Here is a 21663-nt window from a genome sequence, read left to right as displayed (position 1 = left end):
AGGATTTATGGTTCTGGGGTTATTCAAAAAGAAACAAGTACCAGTGATAGGTATCGATATCAGCTCGACGACGGTCAAGGTTTTACAACTTGGCAAGTCTGGCGGACGCTACAGAGTCGATCGATACGCTGTTGAACCATTACCGCAGGGCGCAGTTGTTGAGCGAGATATTCGTGATACAGAAGCGGTCGGTAATGCAATAAAAAAAGCTGTCCAAAAAGCTCAAGCCAAAACCAAAGACGCCGCTGTTGCAGTGTCGGGCTCAGCAGTAATTACTCGCACTATCCAAATGGAAAAGGGTCTGTCGGACCAAGAAATGGAAGATGTGATTAAAGTTGAAGCGGATCAGTATATTCCATACCCACTTGAAGAAGTTAATCTTGATTTCGAAGTATTAGGCGATTCAGCGACAGATGATAACTTGGTTGATGTGCTTTTAGCAGCCTCACGAAGTGTCAACGTTGATACACGTCTCGATGCTTTGGATATTGCAGGTTTGACACCAAAGATTGTTGATATCGAGGCTTACGCGATTGAGCGCTCGTATCAGCTAACCAAAAAGAAAACAGTTGAGCACCTAGAAGATTCGATAGTTGCGATTGTCGATATCGGTGCAACCATGACAAGTTTAAATGTGCTTCAAAATGGCCAAGTAATTTATAACAGAGAGCAATTGTTCGGCGGTAACCAATTAACAGAAGAAATCCAAAGCCGCTACGGACTATCTTACCAAGAAGCAGGCTTAGCCAAAAAACAGGGCAGCTTGCCGGATGATTATGAGTCAGAGGTGTTAATGCCTTTTGCTGAAATCATTACACAGCAAGTCGGTAGAGCGTTACAGTTCTTCTTCTCTGCCAGCGAGTTCAGCTCGGTAAACGAAGTGATCTTGGCAGGAGGGTGCGCATCGATTGATGGTTTGGATGGTATGATTCAAGAGCATCTGGGAACTCCTACTCGCGTGGCTAATCCATTTGCGGATATGTCAATTTCGTCTCATGTGAACACACAAGCATTGAGCGCCGATGCGCCAGCAATGATGATAAGCTGTGGACTAGCATTAAGGAGTTTCGAATAATGGCACGCATTAACTTACTTGATTGGCGTGAAGAGTTACGCCAAGAACGCAACAAAGAGTTTTGGATTACGTTTGGCTTAATGGTGGTTCTGGCTGGCTTAATTTGGTTACTGGTCAATACAGTTATGAACTCTAGAATTGAAAACCAAGATAAGCGTATAGCAAAATTAAATACCGAAATCAGTGTGCTTAAGCAACAAACTAAAGAAATTGATCGGCTTAAAAAGGAAAAAGAAGAGTTAATTAAGCGGATGGAATTGATTACTGATTTACAGCAAAGTCGACCTGAAGTAGTGCGAATGTTTGACCAGTTAGTTCGAGTAACTCCAGAAGGGATTAACTTAATCACTTGGACTAGACAGGAAACACCAAATACGGGTGAGCAAGCTTCAGAGCATAAATTAGTATTCACTGGTCAGGGTGAAACTAACCCTAGAATATCTGAGTTTATGCGTAAGATGGACAGTTCTGACAGACTGCAAACATCGGCACTGAAAGATGTTAATAGGCAGACCAAAGGGCTCCCTGCACAAAACTTCACACTGGAAGCAAAACAAATTATTCCTGACAATGTGAAACAACAGGAGGGCAAATAATGGCTGACTTAAGTCAATACCAGGATTTTAATAATATTGGTTCTTGGCCTCTTCCTGGGAAAATAGTATTTATCATTATTGCCATGTTAGTAGTTCTTGGCTTGGGCTATTATTTTGATACCAGTGAGCAAATTAGCGAGCTTGAGTCAAAGGAGAAAAAAGAAGTTCAATTACTAGCCGACTATAAGCGTGAATATGAGAAAGCGGTTAATCTTGACGCTTATCGTGAGCAAATGGCTGAAATGAAAGAGACCTTCAAAGGGCTTTTAGAGCAACTTCCGAAAAATACTGAGATTCCAGGCTTACTAGACGAAATCTCATACGCTGCCTCTGGTGCTGGCGTTGAGCTTTTGTCTCATAAATATTTGAATGAATCTAAAAAAGCTTTTTATATTGAAAAGCCTATAGAAATAGTGGCGACAGGTAATTATCACCAAATCGCAGATTTCGTGAGCCGTATATCGAAGCTACCTCGCATTGTTACCTTGCACAGTTTTGAAATTACACCTGCAAGCAACGAATCGAGAAGAGGCACGCTTAGCCGTGAACAGTCCGAACAGTTAAGTTTTAGTGTCTTAGCTAAAACCTACCGTTATGAGTCAGAGGAGGGATAAAATGGTGCTAACAGTAAAAATGAAAGCCCTTCTAAGCACTATTCTTGCATTGGTTGTATTAACTGGCTGTGAAGATGGCGATATGCAAAGCTTGGATGACAAAATAGCAAAGATAAAGAGCGACACGAAAACGAATATTGAGCCTTTACCAAAGGTGGAAGCTTATGAGCCGTTTACTTATTCAGCCTCAAATTTACGTAGCCCATTTGCTAAGTTAGATCCTGAGCTTGAGTCTACAATGATGCTAATTGATGGAGATTGTGAATCAGATGTTAGACCCGATCCTAACCGTCAAAAGTTTGAAATGGAAAAGTATGGCTTAGATGCATTACAGTACTCCGGCATGATTGCTAATAAGCAAGAGTTAAGAGGTTTAGTCAAAATTCTTAGCGGTGATAGTGCTGGTGTCATTCAGCCTGTTCATGTAGGTGAGTATATCGGTTTGAATAATGGAAAAATTAGCAAGATCGATAGTAACCAGATCACCATTGAAGCGATTGTCCCAAATGGAAGAGGTTGCTGGGAAAATCGTACACAATTCCTAGTATTAGGGCAGTGAGGGGCTAAGTGATGCATATTAAAAATGAAGAATGGATGAACAAGTCAGAACTGGGTAAAACGACTATGTTGACAAAGATGAATAAAATGATGAAAAGTTGCACTGTATTATTAGGGGCAACACTATTTTCTTGGGGCGTCCAGGCCAGCCAACTGCAATCTATAGATTACAATGTGTTGCCAGGGGATAAGGTGATGGTTCGTATGAGCTATTCAGATACTCCGCCAATGCCACAGGAGTTTACGACTTCTAATCCAGCAAGAATTTCTATGGACTTTTCAGGAGTTGGTTCAAGTTTAGGTTATAAAACCAAAGATATTGGTATTGGTGCTGTAGGCTCAATTACAGCTATTGAAGCTCAAGATCGTACACGTGTGGTGATTAACCTTTCTGAGTTGGTTGCTTTTAACAGTCAGATTCAAGGCAACGACTATGTGGTAACGCTTGATTCGGGCACAGCACCAGCTATGGCTTCAAACAAATCGAGCACCAGCTCAAGTTACACGTCTGGTTCAGATTATGATATTGAAGGCGTAGACTTCCGTAGAGGTACCGATGGGGAAGGTCGCGTTTTAGTTAACCTAGGCGCAGCCAATGTCAATGTGGACTTACGACAAGAAGGGCGTACAGTCATCGCAGACTTTATCGGTAGTGATATTGACCCTAGCTTTATTCGTAGACTAGACGTTATCGATTTCGGAACACCTGCCCAGCTGGTTGAAACGACTCGTCGAGGTGATAATGTTCGATTGAAGGTTCGTGGTAATGATGCTTTCGAATACTTAGCATACCAAGCGGATGACTTATATACGATTGAGCTTAAGCCTCTTTCTAAACAAGAAATTGAACGTCGTGAACGTGAAAAGCCAAAATATACGGGTGAAAAATTAACGCTACAGTTCCAAGATATGGATTTAAAAGCAATTTTACACACATTGGGTGACTTCGCGGGCATTAACATTGTTATTAGTGATGATGTACAGGGTTCTATGGCTCTAAATCTAGTAAATGTTCCATGGGACCAGGCGCTAGATATCATTTTGAAATCAAAAGGCCTCGATAAGCGCAAAGACGGTAATGTAATGATGATTGCTCCGGCTGACGTTATTGCCGCCCGTGAGCAACAAGAGCTTGAAGCAAATAAGCAACAAGAAGAGCTAGCCCCATTAAGAACAGAGCTAATTCAAATCAATTACGCAAAAGCGGGTGAGATAGCAGGGTTATTATCGTCATCGACGGGAGGCTCTGACAGTGATGGCGCTACACTTGGGATTCTATCTGAGCGAGGTGCTGTGTCAGTAGATGTTAGAACAAACACGATTATTGTGAAGGATGTCGCTTCTAAGCTAGAAGATGTACGTCGCCTTATTAATCAGCTAGATATTCCTGTGGAGCAGGTACTTATTGAAGCAAGAATTGTCACTGCTTCAGATGGATTTGCCCGTGATTTGGGTACGAGATTTGGCATCAGTGACTCAATGAACTCTGGCGAAGTAGGTGTTTCTGGCACTGTTGTGGATGCAGGCCGAATAAATGGCTCCGTTCAGGGTGAAAGAAACCAAAACGATGGTTTTAACGTAAACCTTCCGGTTTCTAACCCAGCAGGATCATTAGGACTGTCATTTGCTCGACTAGCTGACGGAATCATTGTAGATATGGAGTTATCAGCACTTGAGGCTGAAAATAGAGGTGAAGTAGTGGCTAGCCCTAAAGTAATTACAGCTAACCAGAAAGAAGCCTTTATTAAAGCTGGTGAGGAAATTCCTTATCTTCAAGGTGGTTCAAGTGGTGCTTCAAACATTCAGTTTAAAGAAGCCGTTTTAGAGCTCAAAGTTACACCGCAGATTACCCCAGATGGTCGTGTATTTTTAGACTTATCAATCACGCAAGATACTCGTGGTGAAGAAGTCTTATTTACCACTCCTGACGGCTTTGCAGTTGGCGGTGCACCTGCCATCAATACTCAAGAGATCGGCACCCAAATCCTAGTAGATAATGGCGAAACCATTGTACTTGGTGGTATTTTCCAGCACAGAACTAAGCTAGATAAAACTAAAGTACCACTATTAGGTGATATTCCATTGCTAGGTTGGTTGTTCCGTAATACGTCTCGTGAAGACTCGAAAGAAGAACTATTGATCTTTGTAACACCAAAAATCATTAAACAAGGCTTGAAATATTAGTCAAACATACCCAAATACTAAAAACCTAGGTATAATCGCGTGCCTGGGTTTTTGGTTTTTCATATTTGGTTAATTAATAAAAGAGTTCAAAGTTAATAATGAAAGGTAAGCGCAATATCTTCCTAGTAGGACCAATGGGTGCGGGTAAAACCACCATTGGAAAGCAGCTGGCTGAAATCTTAAAGCTCGAATTTGTGGATAGTGATCATGTACTTGAAGAACGTACTGGTGCGCCTATCGATTGGATCTTTGATATCGAGGGTGAAGACGGTTTTCGTGTTCGAGAGGAAAAAATCATAGAAGAGCTGACACAAGAGCAAGGTATCGTGCTTGCAACTGGCGGAGGAGCTGTTGTTTCTGATAAAAGTCGCAACCATCTTGCCGCGAGGGGAGTTGTGGTTTATTTGGAAACTTCGATTGAGCAGCAATTAGAAAGAACTCGTCGTGATAAAAGACGCCCACTAATCCAACATGGTAATCCAAGAGAAACTCTTGAGGCACTCATGAAGGAAAGAGAGCCTCTATATACTGAGATTGCAGATCTTACTGTTGCAACCAATATCAGCTCTGTGAAATCTGTAGCAAAAGAAATTGTCGAGTTGATGGAACAACCTATAGCCTAGCTAGAGCAAGCTTTGAATATTCTGGATTTACAATTACCCAATAAAAGTTCGGATTATCAAATACTTATCGGAAATGGTCTACTCTTAGATGTAAATAATTTCCTACCAGTTATCAAAGGGCAACAAGTTTTTATTGTCAGCAATGAAACCGTTGCCCCTATCTACCTTGAACACCTCAAAAAAACTCTCAGCCAATTTGAAATTCATAGTTATATTCTTAAGGATGGAGAAAAGTATAAATCATTAAGCAGTCTAGAGGATATTCTTGATTCAATGCTGAACTCAGGATTAAGGCGTAACGCAACTTTGATTGCGTTAGGCGGCGGGGTGGTTGGTGATATTGGCGGTTTTGCCGCAGCAATATACCAGCGAGGGATAAATTTTATTCAAGTCCCTACAACCGTTCTATCGCAAGTTGACTCTTCGGTAGGTGGCAAAACGGCGGTAAATCATCCCTTAGGGAAAAATATGATAGGGGCATTCCATCAACCCGTGCGTGTTATCACCGATCTTTATACTTTAAAAACGTTATCTAATAGAGAGTTTCTAGCTGGAATCGCAGAAATAATAAAAGCCGCAATTATTGCGGATAGACAGCTGTTTTATTGGCTTGAAAACAACAGTGAAAGCATATTAGCTCAAGAGATTGAAACTCTTTCTACAATGATTCATGCATCATGTTCCATAAAAGCCAAAATTGTCTGTCTAGATGAAAAAGAGCAAGGTGTTAGGGCTTGGCTCAATCTTGGGCACACATTTGGGCATGCCATAGAAAGGGTTTTAGGCTTTGGTGAATTGTTACACGGCGAAGCAGTGGCCATTGGAATTGTCATGGCGACAGAGTATTCAGTAAGGCTGGGCTTATTAAGCTCCTCCGAGTCAGAGGCCGTTAGACGACTAATTCAAAGATTTGGACTACCGACTACCTTAGATTCAATGAATTTTAGAGTCAGCGCATCAGATTTAGTCTCCGCTATGGCTTTGGACAAGAAAAATGTTGACGCAGATCTCACTCTGATTTTGCCAAAAGCGATTGGGAAGGTTACTATTAGGAACAATATAAAAACTCAAGATGTTGAACAGTTCATTGAACAATTTCTTGAATTTAAAACATAACAAGGCATTGTTTTAAATGGCTTTTTCACAGTCCCTAAATCCAAATGTTTTAGAAAAGCATAATCGTATTTTATTTTTGCCATCAAGTTGGAACCGATTGATCAGTTTGATCAAGTATCAGGTACCAAATGGTGGATTTGCCGTTATGGAAGGGGAGTTTGGTGCTGGAAAGTCTTCTTTCGCTAAGATATTTGAAAAAAAAGTGGTACTCGATGAAAAAATCGATTGCCAGGTTATCCAGGTTCACCCTTTAAGCACCATTCAACAAATTCAAGCTCAATTACCCAAGTCTCCAGAAAAGCCAATGATAGTGATCATTGACGATGCCCACGAAGCTTCAACATTATTACTCCAAAAGCTTACTAAGCCCCAAGATAATATTTATTGGCTGCTATTAGCTGAGCCTGGAATTGACGAACGTGTCGATGCATTTACTGAGAGAAAAGTTGAACTTCCACTTTTTTCCAAGGAAGACTGTTTTGAGTTCTTGCAGAAACAATTGCAAGATCAACCGAAGTACGTTCAAGTTTCTCAAATGCAGAGTGATACTATTTGGTATTCGAGCCAAGGCCTTCCGAAAAACATCATTGAGCAAGCAAGGCAAAATCTAAGTAAGCTTTTTTCTGGCCAAGAGAGCAGTGAAAACTTCGAAAAAGCAAATAAAAGCTGGTATATGACAGCGGCCCTAGCTGCTGCCGGCTTAGTTTTTATCATTTTGTTAATAATTAATATAGCAACTAATGAAGAGGATACTAAGGATGAGGGAGAGACAGCAGGTGGTGAGTTAGTGATTAAAGGCTTGCAAAAAAACAATAATAATCAGGCTAGCCTCTCGCAAAGCGAGACGTCTGATGAAAGCATTGTTGTCGTAGATCGCTCAAATCGTTCTAACAAAGAGGGTATGGAACAGCTAGATGCCGACTTATCTGAAAAATCAATCCAGCAAGCCGCAATCAATGATAAAAATACCGCTTCTGCCAGCGATAACTCGTCAAGCCAAGAACCAGCAGCACGAGATTCTGCAAGATCTAATTCGACTAACCAAGCTTCACTTTCACAGGCCGAGGTTGATGAAGCCGCTGAGTCTAGCGATCCCATAGAATCTATTGCACTTAAGGTCGCGCGTAAGGATGTCACTCCGACTAGGGCGCCGCGACAGGATGAGGACTTCACAAGTTGGCTAAGCAAGCACTCACAAGATGTTTATAGTATGCAACTCTTTTCTCACTCTGAGCGAGCTGCTGCTGAACGTTTTCAAAAATCTCTAGATTTGGCTGACAGTTTTGTTTATCGAGCTAATCTAGATGGGAAGATCCGCTACCGTGTGCTGTGGGGAGCCTTCAACACTCGTGCTGAAGCGAAGCAAGCTATTGAGTCATTACCGGAAGATATTTTGGCTCAACAACCATGGATTCGTCAGTTTTCTGCTATCTCTAAGGAAGTTTCCCGATAAATAGACAATAAAGCTGAATAAAGACTGCTTTCTTAAGATTAGGCTGTTTTCGTGCGCTGTTCCATCTATAATAGCGTCCAACAGAGACTAACTTTTAGAGCACCATGAGCCATCCACTCGTTAATGATCGTTATATCAAAGCCACCCTACAGCAAGAAACTGATCGCACGCCAATCTGGATGATGCGTCAAGCTGGCCGTTACTTGCCGGAATATCGCCAGTTGCGAGCAGAAGCGGGTAGCTTTATGGATTTATGCACTAATCCAGAATTAGCTTGTGAAGTAACCTTACAGCCATTACGTCGATTCCCTCTAGACGCTGCTATATTATTTTCAGATATTTTAACGATCCCAGATGCCATGGGACTTGGTCTTTACTTTACGCCTGGCGAAGGTCCTGCCTTCAAGAAAGCTGTACGTGATGAAAAAACGGTTAAAGAATTACCGATCCCAGATCCAAATCAAGAACTAAAGTATGTGACGGACGCTGTCAGTACGATTCGTCGTGAGTTGAAGGGCAGTGTCCCCTTAATCGGTTTTTCGGGCAGTCCGTGGACCTTGGCGACTTATATGGTCGAAGGTGGTCCAACTAAAAACTTCTCAGAAGTGAAAGGTATGATGTATGGCAATCCAAAAGCTATGCACTTATTGTTGGACAAGCTTGCAGACTCAATCATTGTTTACCTTAACGCACAGGTCGAAGCCGGCGCACAGGCTTTGATGATCTTTGATACGTGGGGTGGGGTTTTATCACCTCAGGCCTATCAAGAGTTCTCTTTGCGCTATATGAGCAAAATTGTTGATGGCTTGACTCGTGAAAAAGATGGTCAGCGCATTCCAGTTACCTTGTTTACGAAAGGTGGTGGCAAATGGTTAGATATCATGGCTGAGTCAGGCTGCGATTGTCTTGGTGTTGATTGGACAACGGATTTGAGCGAAGCCAGACAGCGCGTGGCGGGTAAAACAGCACTCCAAGGTAATATGGACCCTTCGTTACTTTACGCTTCTGATGAAAGAATTCGTGAAGAAGTCGAGACTATTTTAGCTAGCTATGGACACGGTAACGGTCATGTGTTTAATTTAGGACATGGCATTCACCAATTTGTAAAACCAGAGAAAGCTGGGGTATTCATTGAGGCGGTGCACGAATTAAGCAAAAAATATCATCAATAATTCATAGGGTTCTATGTTAAAAGAAAGTCACTTTGATCCACCATGGTGGTTAAAGAATCGTCATTTGCAAACATTTTGGGCGCCTTTAGCGCCTAGATTGCCCTTGCCCGAGCTTACTCGACAGCGTGTCGAGCTTAGCGATGGTGACTTTATTGATATGGACTGGGTTAACCCAGAAAGAGATGCCCCAACAATAGTTTTATTGCATGGGTTAGAAGGGGATATAAACTCTCCATACTTACGGCGTATGCTATTCCAAATTCAGCAACGTCGTTGGCGTGGAGTATTGGTATATTGGCGTGGATGCAGTGAAGAGGAAAACCGTCTCGATAAAACGTATCACTCAGGTAGAAGTGACGATCTAGATGAAGTGATAACTGAAATTCATAACAGTAAAGCTCCAGATAAGTTATTTGTTGCGGGATACTCCTTGGGCGCAAATGTGCTTTTAAAGTGGCTAGGTGAGCAAAGAAATAATGCAGATATCGATGTTGGTTGCGCGGTTTCTACTCCTTTTAACCTGTCTATCTGTGCAGACTCGATTGACCAAGGCTTCTCAAAAATCTACAAGTACTTTTTATTAAACTCCTTGAAAAAGCGGATTGTTAGGAAGTTTCCTGAGCATCGAATGCTAGAACTTTTAAATTTATCGCCAAGAGATGTTATGGCGATTAACTCCTTCCGAGAATTCGATAATCGGGTAACATCTTTTTTAAATGAGTTTGAAGATGCCGATGATTATTATCGTAAAGCATCGAGTATTTATCATATAAGCACGATTAAAAAACCAGCGTTAGTGATTCACGCGGCTGATGATCCGTTCATGTCACCTGAAATTATTCCAAGAGAAGATCAGCTTCCAGGAAGCTTGGAGTTACTAATTAGCGAATATGGTGGTCATGTAGGCTTTGTTTCAAGCCCAGGCAGTAAAGGTGTAAGCTTCTACCTTGAAGAAACCATTTTAGGTTACTTTGATCGCTTCCTATAACTGTAGTATTTATGGGAGCAAAGCTTACCGACTTCAATGCTGACTTTTTGATTAGGTGCGAACTCTTATATCTGTTAAGCTAGGTTCCATTAACATATTGATATCTATATTTTTATTATGGACTTAAAGAGCAGACTAGAGACCTTCAAGCAACACTATCAAAGGGAACCTTATCCTAGCTTAGAAGAGCGCGATAGGCGGCTTCGTGATCTTAAGCGTCTACTACTAGAAAACCAAGACGCGATTAAAGATGCGCTTAATACTGACTTTGGCTATCGCTCACCCTACGAAACCGAGTTTGCAGAAATCTACCCTGCTTTAAAATCCATTAGTTTTACACGAAAATCGCTTTCTAAGTGGATGGCGCCTAGTAAGCGCGGTGTGGATATTTGGTTTAAACCTGCGAAGGCAAAAGTTATGTATCAACCGTTAGGTGTGGTTGGTATTATTGTTCCTTGGAATTATCCGCTATTCTTAGCTTTAGGGCCTTTAATTGGAGCTTTAGCTGCGGGAAACCGCGTAATGTTGAAAATGTCGGAATTTACCCCAAGCTTTAGCCAGCTGTTTGCAAAGCTCTGCGAGCAATATTTAGGCTCTATGCAAGTGGTGGTAATTAACGGTGGTGCGGATGTTGGAGAGGCATTTTCAAAGCTTCCGTTTGATCATCTTGTGTTTACGGGGTCGACAAATATCGGTAGAAAAGTCATGGCGGCAGCAAGCGAAAACCTAACGCCAGTGACCTTAGAGCTCGGTGGAAAGTCCCCAGTCATTATCGATAAAAAGTTTCCGCTGAAAACTGCAGTAGAGCGGGTGCTGTTTGGTAAGTTATTGAACGCTGGCCAAACTTGCTTGGCTCCAGATTATGTCTTTGTGCACGAATCACAAGCTAAAGACTTTGTACGTTTATCCAAGGACGTCGCTCGAAAATTCTACCCAGAGTGGAGTGGGCGAGACTATACGGCTTTAGCTTCCGAAAAACAGGTGAAGCGTTATCAGGGAATGCTTAAAGACGCTAAAGAAAAGGGCGCTAAGATAATTCCGCTTTTTGAACACGAAGCTGATCAGCTCGTTGATAACAAAGCAGTGCCAACGCTAGTCTTAAATACCACGCCAGATATGTTGATTAGACAGCAAGAGATTTTCGGGCCACTGCTTCCGGTGGTATCCTATCAAGAACACTCAGAAGCTATTGCTTGGATAAATCATCAGCCCCGCCCATTGGCACTTTACTTATTCAGCTATAACAAAAAAGTAACGAATCATTATATGCTGAATACGATCTCAGGTGGCGTCACTTTGAATGATACCATTTTGCACGTGAGTCAAGATGAGCTACCATTTGGAGGAGTAGGCGCAAGCGGCATGGGGCATTATCATGGTAGAGAAGGGTTCAAGACTTTCTCAAAAGCCAAAAGCATTTATCAGCAAAGTCGATTATCCGGTGTCAAACTGATGTATCCGCCACCTTCGAAGTTTACGAAATTTTTACTGAGCATCATGAAGCGGTAAAACCGTTGGTACAATGCTCCATGTACACAACCAATAATTGAATGAAGTTTTCTATGAAGAAAATAGTACTATACCCAGGGACTTTTGATCCGATTACTAAGGGCCATATGGACCTCGTTAAAAGAGCCTGTCGCCTTTTTGATACTGTTATTATTGCGGTAGCGGATAGCCCCTCAAAAAAACCTTTGTTTAACCTAGAAGAACGAGTGGGAATGGTGCGTCAAATCTTTAAAGGCAACAGCCAGGTCCAAGTGGAAGGGTTTAACGGCTTATTGGCGCATTTTGCACAAGATAAAGGGGCGTTAGCGGTACTTCGTGGAATTCGCGCGGTATCGGACTTTGAGTTCGAGTTCCAGCTAGCCAATATGAATCGTCACCTTGACCCTGATTTAGAGTCTATATTCTTAACGCCTTCGGAAAAATATTCTTATATCTCTTCGTCATTAGTGAGGGAAGTGGCGTCGCTAGGAGGTGATATCACAGCCTTTGTGGACTCAACTGTGCAGCAGGCTCTTGAGCAGAAATTTTCGCAATAACGCTCGAACTTGTATAGCATATAAGCGATAATACTCTCTAGCTCATTAACGAACCGTTGGTTTAAATAGTATGTCATTAATAATTACAGACGAATGTATCAACTGCGACGTTTGTGAACCTGAATGCCCGAACGAGGCTATTTATCAGGGTGAGGAAATTTACGAGATTGATCCGGACAAATGCACTGAGTGTGTAGGCCATTATGATGAACCACAGTGTCAGCAGGTCTGTCCGGTAGACTGCATTCCTTTGGATGAAAATAATCCAGAAACAGAAGAGCAGTTAATTGCCAAATATGAACACTTAACTGGTGAAAAGTACGTTGAAGTTTAATTGCGTGAGCTGGGGGATTGCAGCTCAAATATCTCCATGAACCTGCATGACTGGCTGTCGCAAGAGCCATTCACCTTAACCCTGTCTTCAGGGTTTTTTAGCTTCTTTGTTCATACCGGGATGTTAGCCGCGCTTGAAGAGCATGAGTTGTTACCACAAAGATTGACGGGGTCCAGTGCTGGGGCTTTAGTTGCTGCCTGTTGGGCTTCCGGCCTCGATACATCCGAACTTAAAAATATCCTATTTGAATTAAAACGTTCTGACTTTTGGGACCCAGGCTTTGGCTGGGGCTTACTGAAAGGTGAGAAGTTTCGACAAATTTTAACTGATATCTTGCCCGTTGAGACCTTTGAAGAGTGTCGAGCTGATCTTTCGTTGTCGGCTTATGATATTAAGACCAAATCAACCGTGATAATCAATAGTGGCGAATTGGTATCGGCGATTTATGCATCGTGTGCCATTCCTTTTTTATTCCAGCCGTTGGACTACCACGGCTATCGCTTGCTAGATGGTGGAATTAAGGATCGTCCTGCATTAGCAGACGTGTCTCAGGGGGAGCGTGTGCTTTATCATCATATTGTCTCTGTCTCACCATGGCGTAGCAAACAATCAAAAGCCTTAGAGGTTCCACAAAGAGATAACTTAGTCTCGCTACAGTTGTTTGATTTGCCCCGTTGTGGGCCTACAAAGCTCCATTTAGGTCCAGAAGCCTTTGTTGACGCTTATAATGCTACAAAAAGGGCTTTAAAGCGCGAAATTGGAGATGAACAAAAAGTGGCACTAGCGGTTTAAGCCGACTCCATCTCAACGATGACTGGCCACTTTCCTCGCATAACAATAAATCCAGCATAACGTTGAGCCCCATCCGTGGCGAACTCGAATTGGTAACGTCTCAAAAACTGACGCTTGCCGTCTGAATCTTTATCAAAATATACCTTTTTAAGAGCGACGTAGCCATCTAGGTTTTGGACTGAGGCATCCTCACAGGCTTTCTGAGCGGCTTTATAGGCGTTTTCTTGTATTCGTCTATTGTAAACCCAAATTCCGACGACAAGGGATATGAGAAGGATTGTAAATAACTGAGTCATATTAAGAGTGTAAGGTCTGCTGCTTCTTTTTGCTTAATTTAGAATAGACCATATCGTATGAGCCTTTGATTAGAAGTTCCAGTCCTTTCTGGGGTAATGTTGCTTTGTCTGTGATTGAAATCCAGTGATATCGAGCAAGGTAAGGTGCTGGCTCAATTCCGTGCATATCCGTCAGTACAATAAAGTCTGCTGGAGTGACTTTTAAACACAGCCGTTTTGAGGTTTCAGGCCTCGAATCACAGCAAAAAACAGCAAACATTTTATCTGCTATGCAGTAAGTTCGGTCTGCCCCCCACTTTAGGTCAAACTTGGCACCAGGCAACTGCTCACAAAAGTGTTCTAAAGTATTGATGTTCATTTCTAAAGGAGTGCCTTAGGCAATAAAAAAGGTGGCACAAGCCACCTTTTGTAACGCTTCCTATAAGCTTAACCGAACGCTTAGTCAGCTGTAATCCAACGAGCTACGTTTACTTTAGATACGCCAGCAGAATTAGCTTGATCAACTGCAGTTACTAGAACTTCGTTGACAGCATCTTCGTGCACTCGTACCAAAACAGGCGAGCGTGGGTCGACTGCTAATTGAGTTTCGATGTTAGCTCGAATAGCTTCAGGATCAACAGAACGCTCGTTCATAAAGACATTACTCTGACCGTCGATTGAAACCACAATTAATGGTGGTGGGTTCTTTGGCGGTGTTGTGTCTTGGTTCGTTGTTGGTCTTGCAAGCTCAATCGTATCTTCTTTGACGAATGACGTCGTTACAATGAAGAAAATCAACATGATGAATACGATGTCTAGCATCGGTGTCATGTCAATTGCCGTTTCGTCTTCGTCTCTATTTCTTCGTTTACTACGCATATATCTTTATCCTGTCGCACTTTTGTTGCTTCGATGATGTTATTGAATCAACTTAAGCATTTGGCCCACAAAGGCGGCATTGTTTAAATGTGTCGTTAAAGTATAACCGCCACATTAAATGTGATCCAGCAAAAAATGTCTACCCTTAATTCAACAAAAATTGCTAATCGTACCTGTGGCGGCTGTCTGTTAATTTAAAATCAAGCGATTAAAGCGTATGACCGTTTTCCTTTCAAGGCCATCGAGCCACACTAACGTTAGCCACACCTGCTTTATTCGCTTGGTCGACAGCGGAAACTAAACTGAGGTTATGTACATCGCCATGGATTTTAACGATTACAGGGGCTTCGGTATTGTTAATGAGCTGACTTTCTAAGTTAGCTTGAATCGCTTCAATATCGATATTTCTTTTATTAAAAAAGACCTGGTTATGCTCGTCAATTGAGACTATTAGAGGGGAGGTATCTTTATTGCAATCTTGCTCACAAACGGTTGATGGGCGAGTGATATCAACGCTCTGCGTTTGAACAAAGCTGGTTGTAACGATAAAAAATAGTAGCAAGATGAAAACGATATCCAGCATTGGGGTCATATCGGCTTGAACATTGTGTGGCGTGTTCTTGGTTTCTTTCTTAGCATATCAATACTCCTTCGATGGCTTCCTAAACGGCTGGCATTAATAATACTTAGTGATCCAACTAAGTAAGTACACCAAGTCATCTGACCAGCGCCTAATTCCAACATAGCAAAAAAAGGAGCCAAGAACAATTTTAGGTTAGCGCTGGCACTTCGGGCAGTAAAAGCTGGAGCGTTGGCCAAGCACGATATTCTTAATGGGCGTTTGGCATTGGTTACAAGGCTGGTTTTCACGTCCGTAAACATTTAACTCTTGAGCAAAATAGCCAGGCGAACCGTCTGCCTGAGTGAAATCTTTTAAGGTGGTTCCACCTTGTTCGATAGCTTTTTTCAGAACCTGCTGGATATTGTAGGCCAAAAGGCGGCAGCGTTTTAAGCTGACGCGGTTAGCGGATCTTTTAGGATGAATGCCGCTTAAGAACAAGGATTCACTAGCATAAATATTGCCAACTCCAACGACCACGGCGTTGGTCATGATAGCGTTTTTGATTGCGCCTTTGCGCTTACTGAGCTTGTGGTGCAGATAATCACCGTCGAAGTTCTCTGATAGCGGTTCCGGCCCAAGGGAGTCAATGATGTCGAGTGTTTGGCCTTTAGTCTGCCACAAAACGGCGCCGAAGCGACGCGGGTCATTAAGACGTAATGCTTTGCCGTTGTCGAAAACGACTTCAAAGTGATCGTGTTTCTTTAATGGAATATCGGCATCAACAACGCGCATTGCTCCTGACATGCCTAAGTGCATGACCACTGAACCAGTTTCGAAATGCCATAACATGTATTTGGCTCTGCGCTCTATAGCGTAACTCGATTTACCAACTAGCTGTTGTAGCTCTTCTGGTATAGGCCAACGTAACTTAGGCTGATGAATGTTCACGCCAATGATGGTTTGCCCAGTAATATGAGGGGCTAATCCACGTGTTGTTGTTTCGACTTCAGGCAACTCAGGCATAAGGGTTCTAATACGTAGTTATTGATAAGGCAGTGATATTGTAATGCAGAATAGCAAAAAGCCCAGCGATGCCGGGCTTTTTAATTGTTTTCTTGGAGGCAGAAAACAGTGAAGCTAGATTTAAGTGGTTGTATTACTTAATTTTAGCTTCTTTGTACATAACATGCTTGCGAATGGTTGGATCAAACTTTTTGATCTCCATTTTACCAGGCATGTTTTTCTTGTTTTTGTCAGTGGTATAGAAATGACCTGTACCAGCACTAGACACTAAACGGATTTTATCGCGCATCTTTCAGCTCCTTATACTTTTTCGCCACGAGCACGCAATTCAGCTAGCACAGTATCGATACCTTTCTTGTCGATAATGCGCATACCTTTTGCAGATACGCGTAGTTTTACGAAACGCTTCTCAGACTCAACCCAAAAACGGTGAGAGTGTAGATTTGGTAGAAAACGACGTTTTGTACGGTTTTTAGCGTGTGACACATTGTTGCCTGTCACTGGACGCTTACCCGTTACCTGACAAACTTTAGCCATGATATAGCCTCCAAAAAATAATCTTTACATTGGCGAGGAGATGAAATTATCCCACCGCTACTCTTCAAATAGGGCGCACTTTATACCAGAAAGGAGTGTCTTTGACAACTAAACTGACAATAAAAGCCCAATTTACACGAGTTTTTGCCAGTTCACCCAGCGAAACTCGAGTAAGTGCCGAATTTGGTCATATTAAGCCATGCTCCGCAAAGGAGTAGCTTTTGTTGTGAGCGATAATAATATGGTCCAGCGTTCGAATATCTACCAGCTGTAAAGCTTGTTGAATACGGTCGGTAATTTGCCGATCGGAAGGGCTGGGCTCCAGGCAACCACTCGGGTGGTTATGCGCCAATATCACTGCGGCCGAATGATACCTTAGGGCTTGCTCCACCACAACCCTTGGATGCACTTCTGCACTATTAATTGTGCCTTGGAATAAGGTTTCTTGAGCGATGAGTTGATGCTGATTGTTAAGGAAAAGAACCAAGAATTGCTCACGTTTATGGTGACTGAGCAAGCTTGAGAGGAATTGCTTGACGTCATCGGGCGATGAAAAGCTTTGATTTAATTGTAAATTTTGCTGTAGGTAGCGTTTTGATAACTCTAAACTTGCTTGTAGCTGGCAGTATTTTGCCGTGCCCATTCCCGGTTGCTCAGTAAATGTTTTATGCTCAGCTTCAAGCAATTGTCTTAATCCACCAAATTGACTCAGTAAATGTCGAGCTAGATCCACAACATTGTAATTCCTAGTGCCTGTTCTAAGGAATATGGCGAGTAGCTCCGCGTCGGAGAGGCTTTCTGCGCCATCGCGCATCAATCGTTCCCTAGGTCTTTCTTGTTGTGGCCATTCCATAATCTTCATGTTATTAACGTCCTTGTTTTAGTCTATGTATTGAGCATTTTTATTAATGCAATCACACGCTGTTAGCGTTGTCGATTGAGTTAAAGTGAGGAGTGCTTGCGCGATTCGGTACAGCCGTTATCCATTAACTTCTGATAAGTATGAAGTGTAGAGGCTGAAAGAGAAGATGTAATTAAGAATTTGACTATAATTTTTGTGCGTAAAAGCGTAAACTTGTAATTCATTATAAGTTAAATCAATCGGTTAGCATGAGTTTGCAAGGTAAAAAAATCCTGTTAGGAGTGACGGGCGGCATAGCTGCGTACAAAAGTGCGGAATTAAGTCGCTTGTTAATCAAAGCTGGCGCAAACGTCCGAGTCGTTATGACGAAGGGCGCGCGTGCATTTATAACTCCGATGACTTTTCAAGCGTTGACAGGTAACCCTGTGCACGAGCATTTGTTAGATTCTGATGCGGAAGCTGCAATGGGGCATATCGAATTAGCGCGTTGGGCAGATTTGGTGGTGATTGCTCCTGCTACTGCTGATGTTATCTCTAAATTGACTAACGGTGCCGCTGATGATCTACTGACGACCCTTTGCTTGGCGACTGCCGCACCGGTTGCTGTGGCGCCGGCGATGAATCAGCAAATGTGGGCAAACAAAGCGACACAAGCGAATGTTACGACTTTATTGGAACGGGACATTCAGGTTTGGGGCCCTGGCTCAGGGGAGCAGGCTTGTGGAGATACTGGTCTTGGGCGAATGCTTGAGCCTGCTGACTTGTTGCAGCGCACGGAACACTATTTAAGCGCAAAACCTTTGCAAGGTCAGCACTGGGTGGTTACTGCTGGGCCGACAGTCGAAGCGATTGATCCGGTACGTTATTTGGCGAATCGTAGCTCGGGTAAAATGGGCTACGCCATTGCTGAAATGGCTGCTAAGGCGGGAGCTAAGGTAACCCTAGTTAGTGGCCCAGTCAGTTTAGACGTCCCTTTTGGCGTTAACTGCTTTAAAGTTGAAAGCGCGGAGGCTATGCTTAAACAAGTTCAGGATGCTTTGGATAACGATTCTGTGTTTGTATCCTGCGCTGCTGTGGCTGATTACAAACCAAAAACGATGGCCACAGAAAAAATGAAAAAGTCTGGAAGCGAAGGACTTACTATCGAGTTGAGTCAAAACCCCGACATACTGAGGTGGGCGGCACAAGAAACTAATGCTTTCTGTGTGGGCTTTGCGGCGGAAACGCAGAATGTTAGCGATTACGCTAAATCAAAAATGGAACGGAAGGGGATCACCATGATTTGCGCAAACGATGTCAGTCGCGATGATATTGGCTTTTCATGTGACCACAATGAGTTACTCGTTTTTATTCGCGAACACGATACTACAAAAGAGCAACGAATTGGGCCAGCAAGTAAAATAAAAGTTGCTGAGCAATTAATTGAGTTAATCCATCAAGTACGACCGTCATAATAATAAAGATGAGTACTTACGGGGAGAATAGGAGTCTTCAATGGGAAAAGGTAAAAGTTTAAGCAGCTTTTTTATTATACCTTTAGCGATTGGGTTACTGATTTTAGTCGCGGTTTCGGCAAGTTTATATTATTTGGGGATTCAGGATCCGCTAGAGAAGCAGGCCCAGCAGTTATTGGCTTCACGTACTGCTGAGCGAGCTAATTTAATCGAACAACGAATCCAACAGATACAGAGTTCTTTAGATTTGGCAGCACAGTCAGTGTTTGCCGAAGACAATCCTAAAGTTATTGAAAAGCTGAAAAAACAAGTACCGAAGCTGGAAAAGGTTATGGTGTTTGAGAATAGCTCGATTCAGCCAGATGGTAACTCGGATCCTGTAATTACTCACGTCGTTATTGATTTATTAAGAAAGGCTGCCCAAGGCGAAAAAACAAAACCTGAGCTCATTCTGAAGAATGGCCAGCCTAGTTATATTGCTCTGACAGAGAAGCTCGCAGACGATCGTTTAATCTTAGCAACGGTGAGTTTATCTGAAGTGAAGAACTTGCTGGGTAAAGCCGATGGCGAAAGCCGGTTAGAGTTGCGACAAAATTTTGGTGACACATCGCATGTAGTAGCAGCCATTGGCAATGGGACTGCAGAGGGTGAGCCTTTATTAGAAACTCAAAGTTTTGGTGCGAATTGGTCCCTTGTATTATGGCAACGTGTCAGTGCCTTTAGTACCGATGCAGGACAATTACCCTTGCTATTATTTATTGCGGCAGTGGTCGCATTTTTAATTGTTGGATTGATGCCGTTATTGAGTATGAAACGCTTGTTTGCCAATGATGCTCGAAAATTTATTCAGGGTGTCAAAGAGCAGAGTGTTACTCAGAATAGTTATCAGCTTAGCTTTTTTAAGGACCTTGCTGCGGGTTATCGCAGAGCATCTACAGGCGTGGATGCTAATGAAGAAGAAAACGCCTCGGCCAGTCAAGTGGTAGAGGAGCAATCATCGCTACGTCGTAGAAGGCGTGGAAAAGCAGTAGCTGGTGTAGCAGAAACTGCAGAGCAGGAGACAGCTGAGCTTCCAAAAGAGGCTCCAAAGCCCCAAGTGGTCAAAGAGGCGCCTATCAGCTTGGAGGTGGATGAGGGGAGTGCTTCCAAAGCGATCAATCCAGACATTTTCCGCGAGTATGATATTCGCGGCGTCATAGGGGAGAACCTTGACGCTGAAACGGTGTACGTTATTGGTAAAGCAATAGGTAGCGAGGCTTACTCTCGTGGTGAACAAAGCATCGTTGTTGGTAGAGACGGACGATTATCGAGTCCCAAGCTTCACAAAGCACTAGTTGAAGGTCTCGTTGCAAGCGGTCGAGACGTTATTGATATAGGCATGGTACCGACGCCACTAGTGTACTTTGGTACTCACACTCTTGGTTCTCGCTCAGGGGTCATGCTCACCGGTAGTCATAACCCACCAGAACATAACGGTCTAAAGATCGTGCTAGCTGGCGAAACGCTTTACGGGCAACAAATTCAAGATTTGCTAAAGCGAATTCAAATGCAGGAATACTTTAACGGTAAGGGTAGTGTAACGGAGTCAAGTATTGAGCAGAGCTACTTGGATAAGCTGCTTGCTGATATTAAAGTCGATAAACCGTTAAAAGTAGCGTTGGATTGCGGTAATGGTGTTACTGGTAACTTTGCCCCTAAGATGTTACAAGCATTGGGATGTGAAGTGATTGGTCTATATACCGATGTTGATGGTAACTTCCCATACCACCACCCAGATCCAAACTCAGCTAAAAACCTTGAAGCATTAATAGACATGGTCATTAAAGAAAAAGCAGACGTTGGTATTGCTTTTGATGGTGATGGCGATCGGGTGGGTGTGGTTGACAATAAAGGTAAAATAATTTGGACCGATCGTTTGATGATGTTGTTCGCACAGGATATTTTATCACGCCACCCTGGTGCCGAAATTATCTATGACGTCAAGTGTACGAGATTCTTGAAAGATGTAATAACCCAGGCGGGCGGTAAGCCACTGATGTGGAAAACTGGGCACTCACTGATGAAAGCTAAGATGCGTGAAACCGAGGCTCCTTTCGGTGGCGAAGGAAGCGGACACTTATATTTTAATGAGCGCTGGTATGGCTTTGATGATGCGCTTTATGCGGCAGCGAGACTATTAGAGATTTTAGGGAAGTCACAAGCCACATCGGCTGAGCTATTTGAAGAGCTACCTGAAGGTATATCCTCAGAAGAAATTAACGTCCCAGTGCCTGATAAGGTGAAGTTCAAACTAATAAAGGCTCTAGTGGCCAAGGGCGACTTTGGGGATGGAGAGGTTAATACCATTGATGGATTGCGTGTGGACTACAAGCATCGCTGGTTATTAGCGAGAGCCTCTAATACAACGCCGAGCATAGTTGTAAAGTTTGAGGCTGACAATGAAGTTTCATTAGAAGCAGTGAAAGATCGATTGAGAACGCAATTAATAAAAATTGCGCCAAAAATAAAACTTAATTTTTAA

General features: G+C 42.8%; 23 protein-coding genes and 1 pseudogene. 16 read left to right on the top strand and 8 right to left on the bottom strand.

The window, feature by feature from the left end; genetic code table 11:
- The first annotated feature begins 7 nt into the window (after positions 1 to 7).
- The 14 genes from ABD128_RS05550 to ABD128_RS05485 all read left to right on the top strand — a co-directional run bounded on the left by ABD128_RS05550 (position 8) and on the right by ABD128_RS05485 (position 13550).
- On the top strand, positions 8 to 1075 hold the full coding sequence (locus tag ABD128_RS05550; protein ID WP_343987731.1) for a pilus assembly protein PilM: 1068 nt from the start codon (positions 8 to 10) through the stop codon (positions 1073 to 1075).
- Positions 1075 to 1671, top strand: a complete 597-nt coding sequence (locus tag ABD128_RS05545) for a PilN domain-containing protein (protein WP_343987728.1) — start codon at positions 1075 to 1077, stop codon at positions 1669 to 1671. The genes ABD128_RS05550 and ABD128_RS05545 overlap by 1 nt, the downstream gene beginning before the upstream one ends.
- A complete protein-coding gene (locus tag ABD128_RS05540; protein ID WP_343987725.1) occupies positions 1671 to 2285 on the top strand; it encodes a type IV pilus inner membrane component PilO in 615 nt (204 codons plus the stop codon). The genes ABD128_RS05545 and ABD128_RS05540 overlap by 1 nt, the downstream gene beginning before the upstream one ends.
- 1 nt (position 2286) lies before the next feature.
- Positions 2287 to 2844, top strand: a complete 558-nt coding sequence (locus ABD128_RS05535) for a pilus assembly protein PilP (RefSeq protein WP_343987722.1) — start codon at positions 2287 to 2289, stop codon at positions 2842 to 2844.
- Positions 2845 to 2855: 11 nt separating this feature from the next.
- Complete coding sequence (locus tag ABD128_RS05530) at positions 2856 to 5027, top strand: type IV pilus secretin PilQ (protein WP_343989363.1); 2172 nt, start codon at positions 2856 to 2858, stop codon at positions 5025 to 5027.
- Between the two features lie 98 nt (positions 5028 to 5125).
- Positions 5126 to 5650 (top strand): shikimate kinase AroK, encoded by a 525-nt coding sequence (gene aroK / locus ABD128_RS05525; RefSeq protein WP_343987719.1) that lies wholly within the window; start codon positions 5126 to 5128, stop codon positions 5648 to 5650.
- Positions 5651 to 5662: 12 nt separating this feature from the next.
- The gene (gene aroB / locus ABD128_RS05520; RefSeq protein ID WP_343987715.1) at positions 5663 to 6766 is read left to right on the top strand and encodes a 3-dehydroquinate synthase; all 1104 of its coding nucleotides are present in this window, start codon (positions 5663 to 5665) and stop codon (positions 6764 to 6766) included.
- A gap of 16 nt (positions 6767 to 6782) precedes the next feature.
- Positions 6783 to 8219 carry an SPOR domain-containing protein gene (locus ABD128_RS05515; RefSeq protein ID WP_343987712.1) on the top strand — a complete coding sequence of 479 codons (1437 nt, stop codon included), beginning with the start codon at positions 6783 to 6785 and terminating at the stop codon, positions 8217 to 8219.
- A gap of 104 nt (positions 8220 to 8323) precedes the next feature.
- Positions 8324 to 9391: a uroporphyrinogen decarboxylase gene (gene hemE, locus ABD128_RS05510; protein ID WP_343987709.1), complete on the top strand. Its 1068-nt coding sequence runs from the start codon at positions 8324 to 8326 to the stop codon at positions 9389 to 9391.
- 13 nt (positions 9392 to 9404) lie between these two features.
- Positions 9405 to 10379 (top strand): hydrolase, encoded by a 975-nt coding sequence (locus tag ABD128_RS05505; RefSeq protein WP_343987706.1) that lies wholly within the window; start codon positions 9405 to 9407, stop codon positions 10377 to 10379.
- Between the two features lie 117 nt (positions 10380 to 10496).
- Complete coding sequence (locus ABD128_RS05500) at positions 10497 to 11888, top strand: coniferyl aldehyde dehydrogenase (RefSeq protein ID WP_343987702.1); 1392 nt, start codon at positions 10497 to 10499, stop codon at positions 11886 to 11888.
- Between the two features lie 53 nt (positions 11889 to 11941).
- Positions 11942 to 12424: a pantetheine-phosphate adenylyltransferase gene (coaD, locus tag ABD128_RS05495; protein ID WP_343987699.1), complete on the top strand. Its 483-nt coding sequence runs from the start codon at positions 11942 to 11944 to the stop codon at positions 12422 to 12424.
- A 70-nt stretch (positions 12425 to 12494) separates the two neighbouring features.
- Complete coding sequence (locus ABD128_RS05490; protein WP_343987696.1) at positions 12495 to 12758, top strand: YfhL family 4Fe-4S dicluster ferredoxin; 264 nt, start codon at positions 12495 to 12497, stop codon at positions 12756 to 12758.
- Between the two features lie 36 nt (positions 12759 to 12794).
- Positions 12795 to 13550, top strand: a complete 756-nt coding sequence (locus ABD128_RS05485; protein WP_343987693.1) for a patatin-like phospholipase family protein — start codon at positions 12795 to 12797, stop codon at positions 13548 to 13550.
- On the opposite strand, the gene ABD128_RS05480 is transcribed toward ABD128_RS05485, so the two are convergent.
- The 8 genes and pseudogenes from ABD128_RS05480 to radC all read right to left on the bottom strand — a co-directional run bounded on the left by ABD128_RS05480 (position 13547) and on the right by radC (position 17688).
- On the bottom strand, positions 13547 to 13846 hold the full coding sequence (locus ABD128_RS05480; protein ID WP_343987691.1) for a DUF3301 domain-containing protein: 300 nt from the start codon (positions 13844 to 13846) through the stop codon (positions 13547 to 13549). The two genes, ABD128_RS05485 and ABD128_RS05480, sit on opposite strands and share 4 nt — an antisense overlap.
- Position 13847: 1 nt before the next feature.
- Positions 13848 to 14204, bottom strand: a complete 357-nt coding sequence (locus ABD128_RS05475; RefSeq protein WP_343987688.1) for an MmcQ/YjbR family DNA-binding protein — start codon at positions 14202 to 14204, stop codon at positions 13848 to 13850.
- A gap of 80 nt (positions 14205 to 14284) precedes the next feature.
- Positions 14285 to 14704 (bottom strand): ExbD/TolR family protein, encoded by a 420-nt coding sequence (locus ABD128_RS05470; RefSeq protein WP_343987685.1) that lies wholly within the window; start codon positions 14702 to 14704, stop codon positions 14285 to 14287.
- Positions 14705 to 14936: 232 nt separating this feature from the next.
- A pseudogene (locus ABD128_RS05465) lies at positions 14937 to 15302 on the bottom strand (ExbD/TolR family protein); the annotation flags it as partial.
- Between the two features lie 177 nt (positions 15303 to 15479).
- Entirely contained in the window at positions 15480 to 16289 is an 810-nt protein-coding gene (mutM, locus tag ABD128_RS05460) for a bifunctional DNA-formamidopyrimidine glycosylase/DNA-(apurinic or apyrimidinic site) lyase (protein ID WP_343987683.1), read from the bottom strand.
- A 133-nt stretch (positions 16290 to 16422) separates the two neighbouring features.
- Positions 16423 to 16578 (bottom strand): 50S ribosomal protein L33, encoded by a 156-nt coding sequence (gene rpmG / locus ABD128_RS05455; RefSeq protein ID WP_068988900.1) that lies wholly within the window; start codon positions 16576 to 16578, stop codon positions 16423 to 16425.
- A gap of 11 nt (positions 16579 to 16589) precedes the next feature.
- Positions 16590 to 16826: a 50S ribosomal protein L28 gene (gene rpmB / locus ABD128_RS05450; RefSeq protein WP_110199480.1), complete on the bottom strand. Its 237-nt coding sequence runs from the start codon at positions 16824 to 16826 to the stop codon at positions 16590 to 16592.
- 187 nt (positions 16827 to 17013) lie between these two features.
- Positions 17014 to 17688 (bottom strand): RadC family protein, encoded by a 675-nt coding sequence (gene radC / locus ABD128_RS05445; protein WP_343987676.1) that lies wholly within the window; start codon positions 17686 to 17688, stop codon positions 17014 to 17016.
- A 248-nt stretch (positions 17689 to 17936) separates the two neighbouring features.
- Here radC and coaBC point away from each other — a divergent pair, with 248 nt between their 5' ends.
- Together coaBC and ABD128_RS05435 are read left to right on the top strand one after the other, a co-directional pair.
- Positions 17937 to 19142, top strand: a complete 1206-nt coding sequence (coaBC, locus tag ABD128_RS05440) for a bifunctional phosphopantothenoylcysteine decarboxylase/phosphopantothenate--cysteine ligase CoaBC (protein ID WP_343987673.1) — start codon at positions 17937 to 17939, stop codon at positions 19140 to 19142.
- A 40-nt stretch (positions 19143 to 19182) separates the two neighbouring features.
- The gene (locus tag ABD128_RS05435) at positions 19183 to 21663 is read left to right on the top strand and encodes a phosphomannomutase/phosphoglucomutase (RefSeq protein WP_343987670.1); all 2481 of its coding nucleotides are present in this window, start codon (positions 19183 to 19185) and stop codon (positions 21661 to 21663) included.

It is taken from the genome of Kangiella japonica (genome assembly GCF_039523535.1).
Taxonomy (GTDB): domain Bacteria; phylum Pseudomonadota; class Gammaproteobacteria; order Enterobacterales; family Kangiellaceae; genus Kangiella; species Kangiella japonica.
Note: the sequence above shows the minus strand (reverse complement) of the source record. Positions and strands in the feature narration are given on the sequence as shown.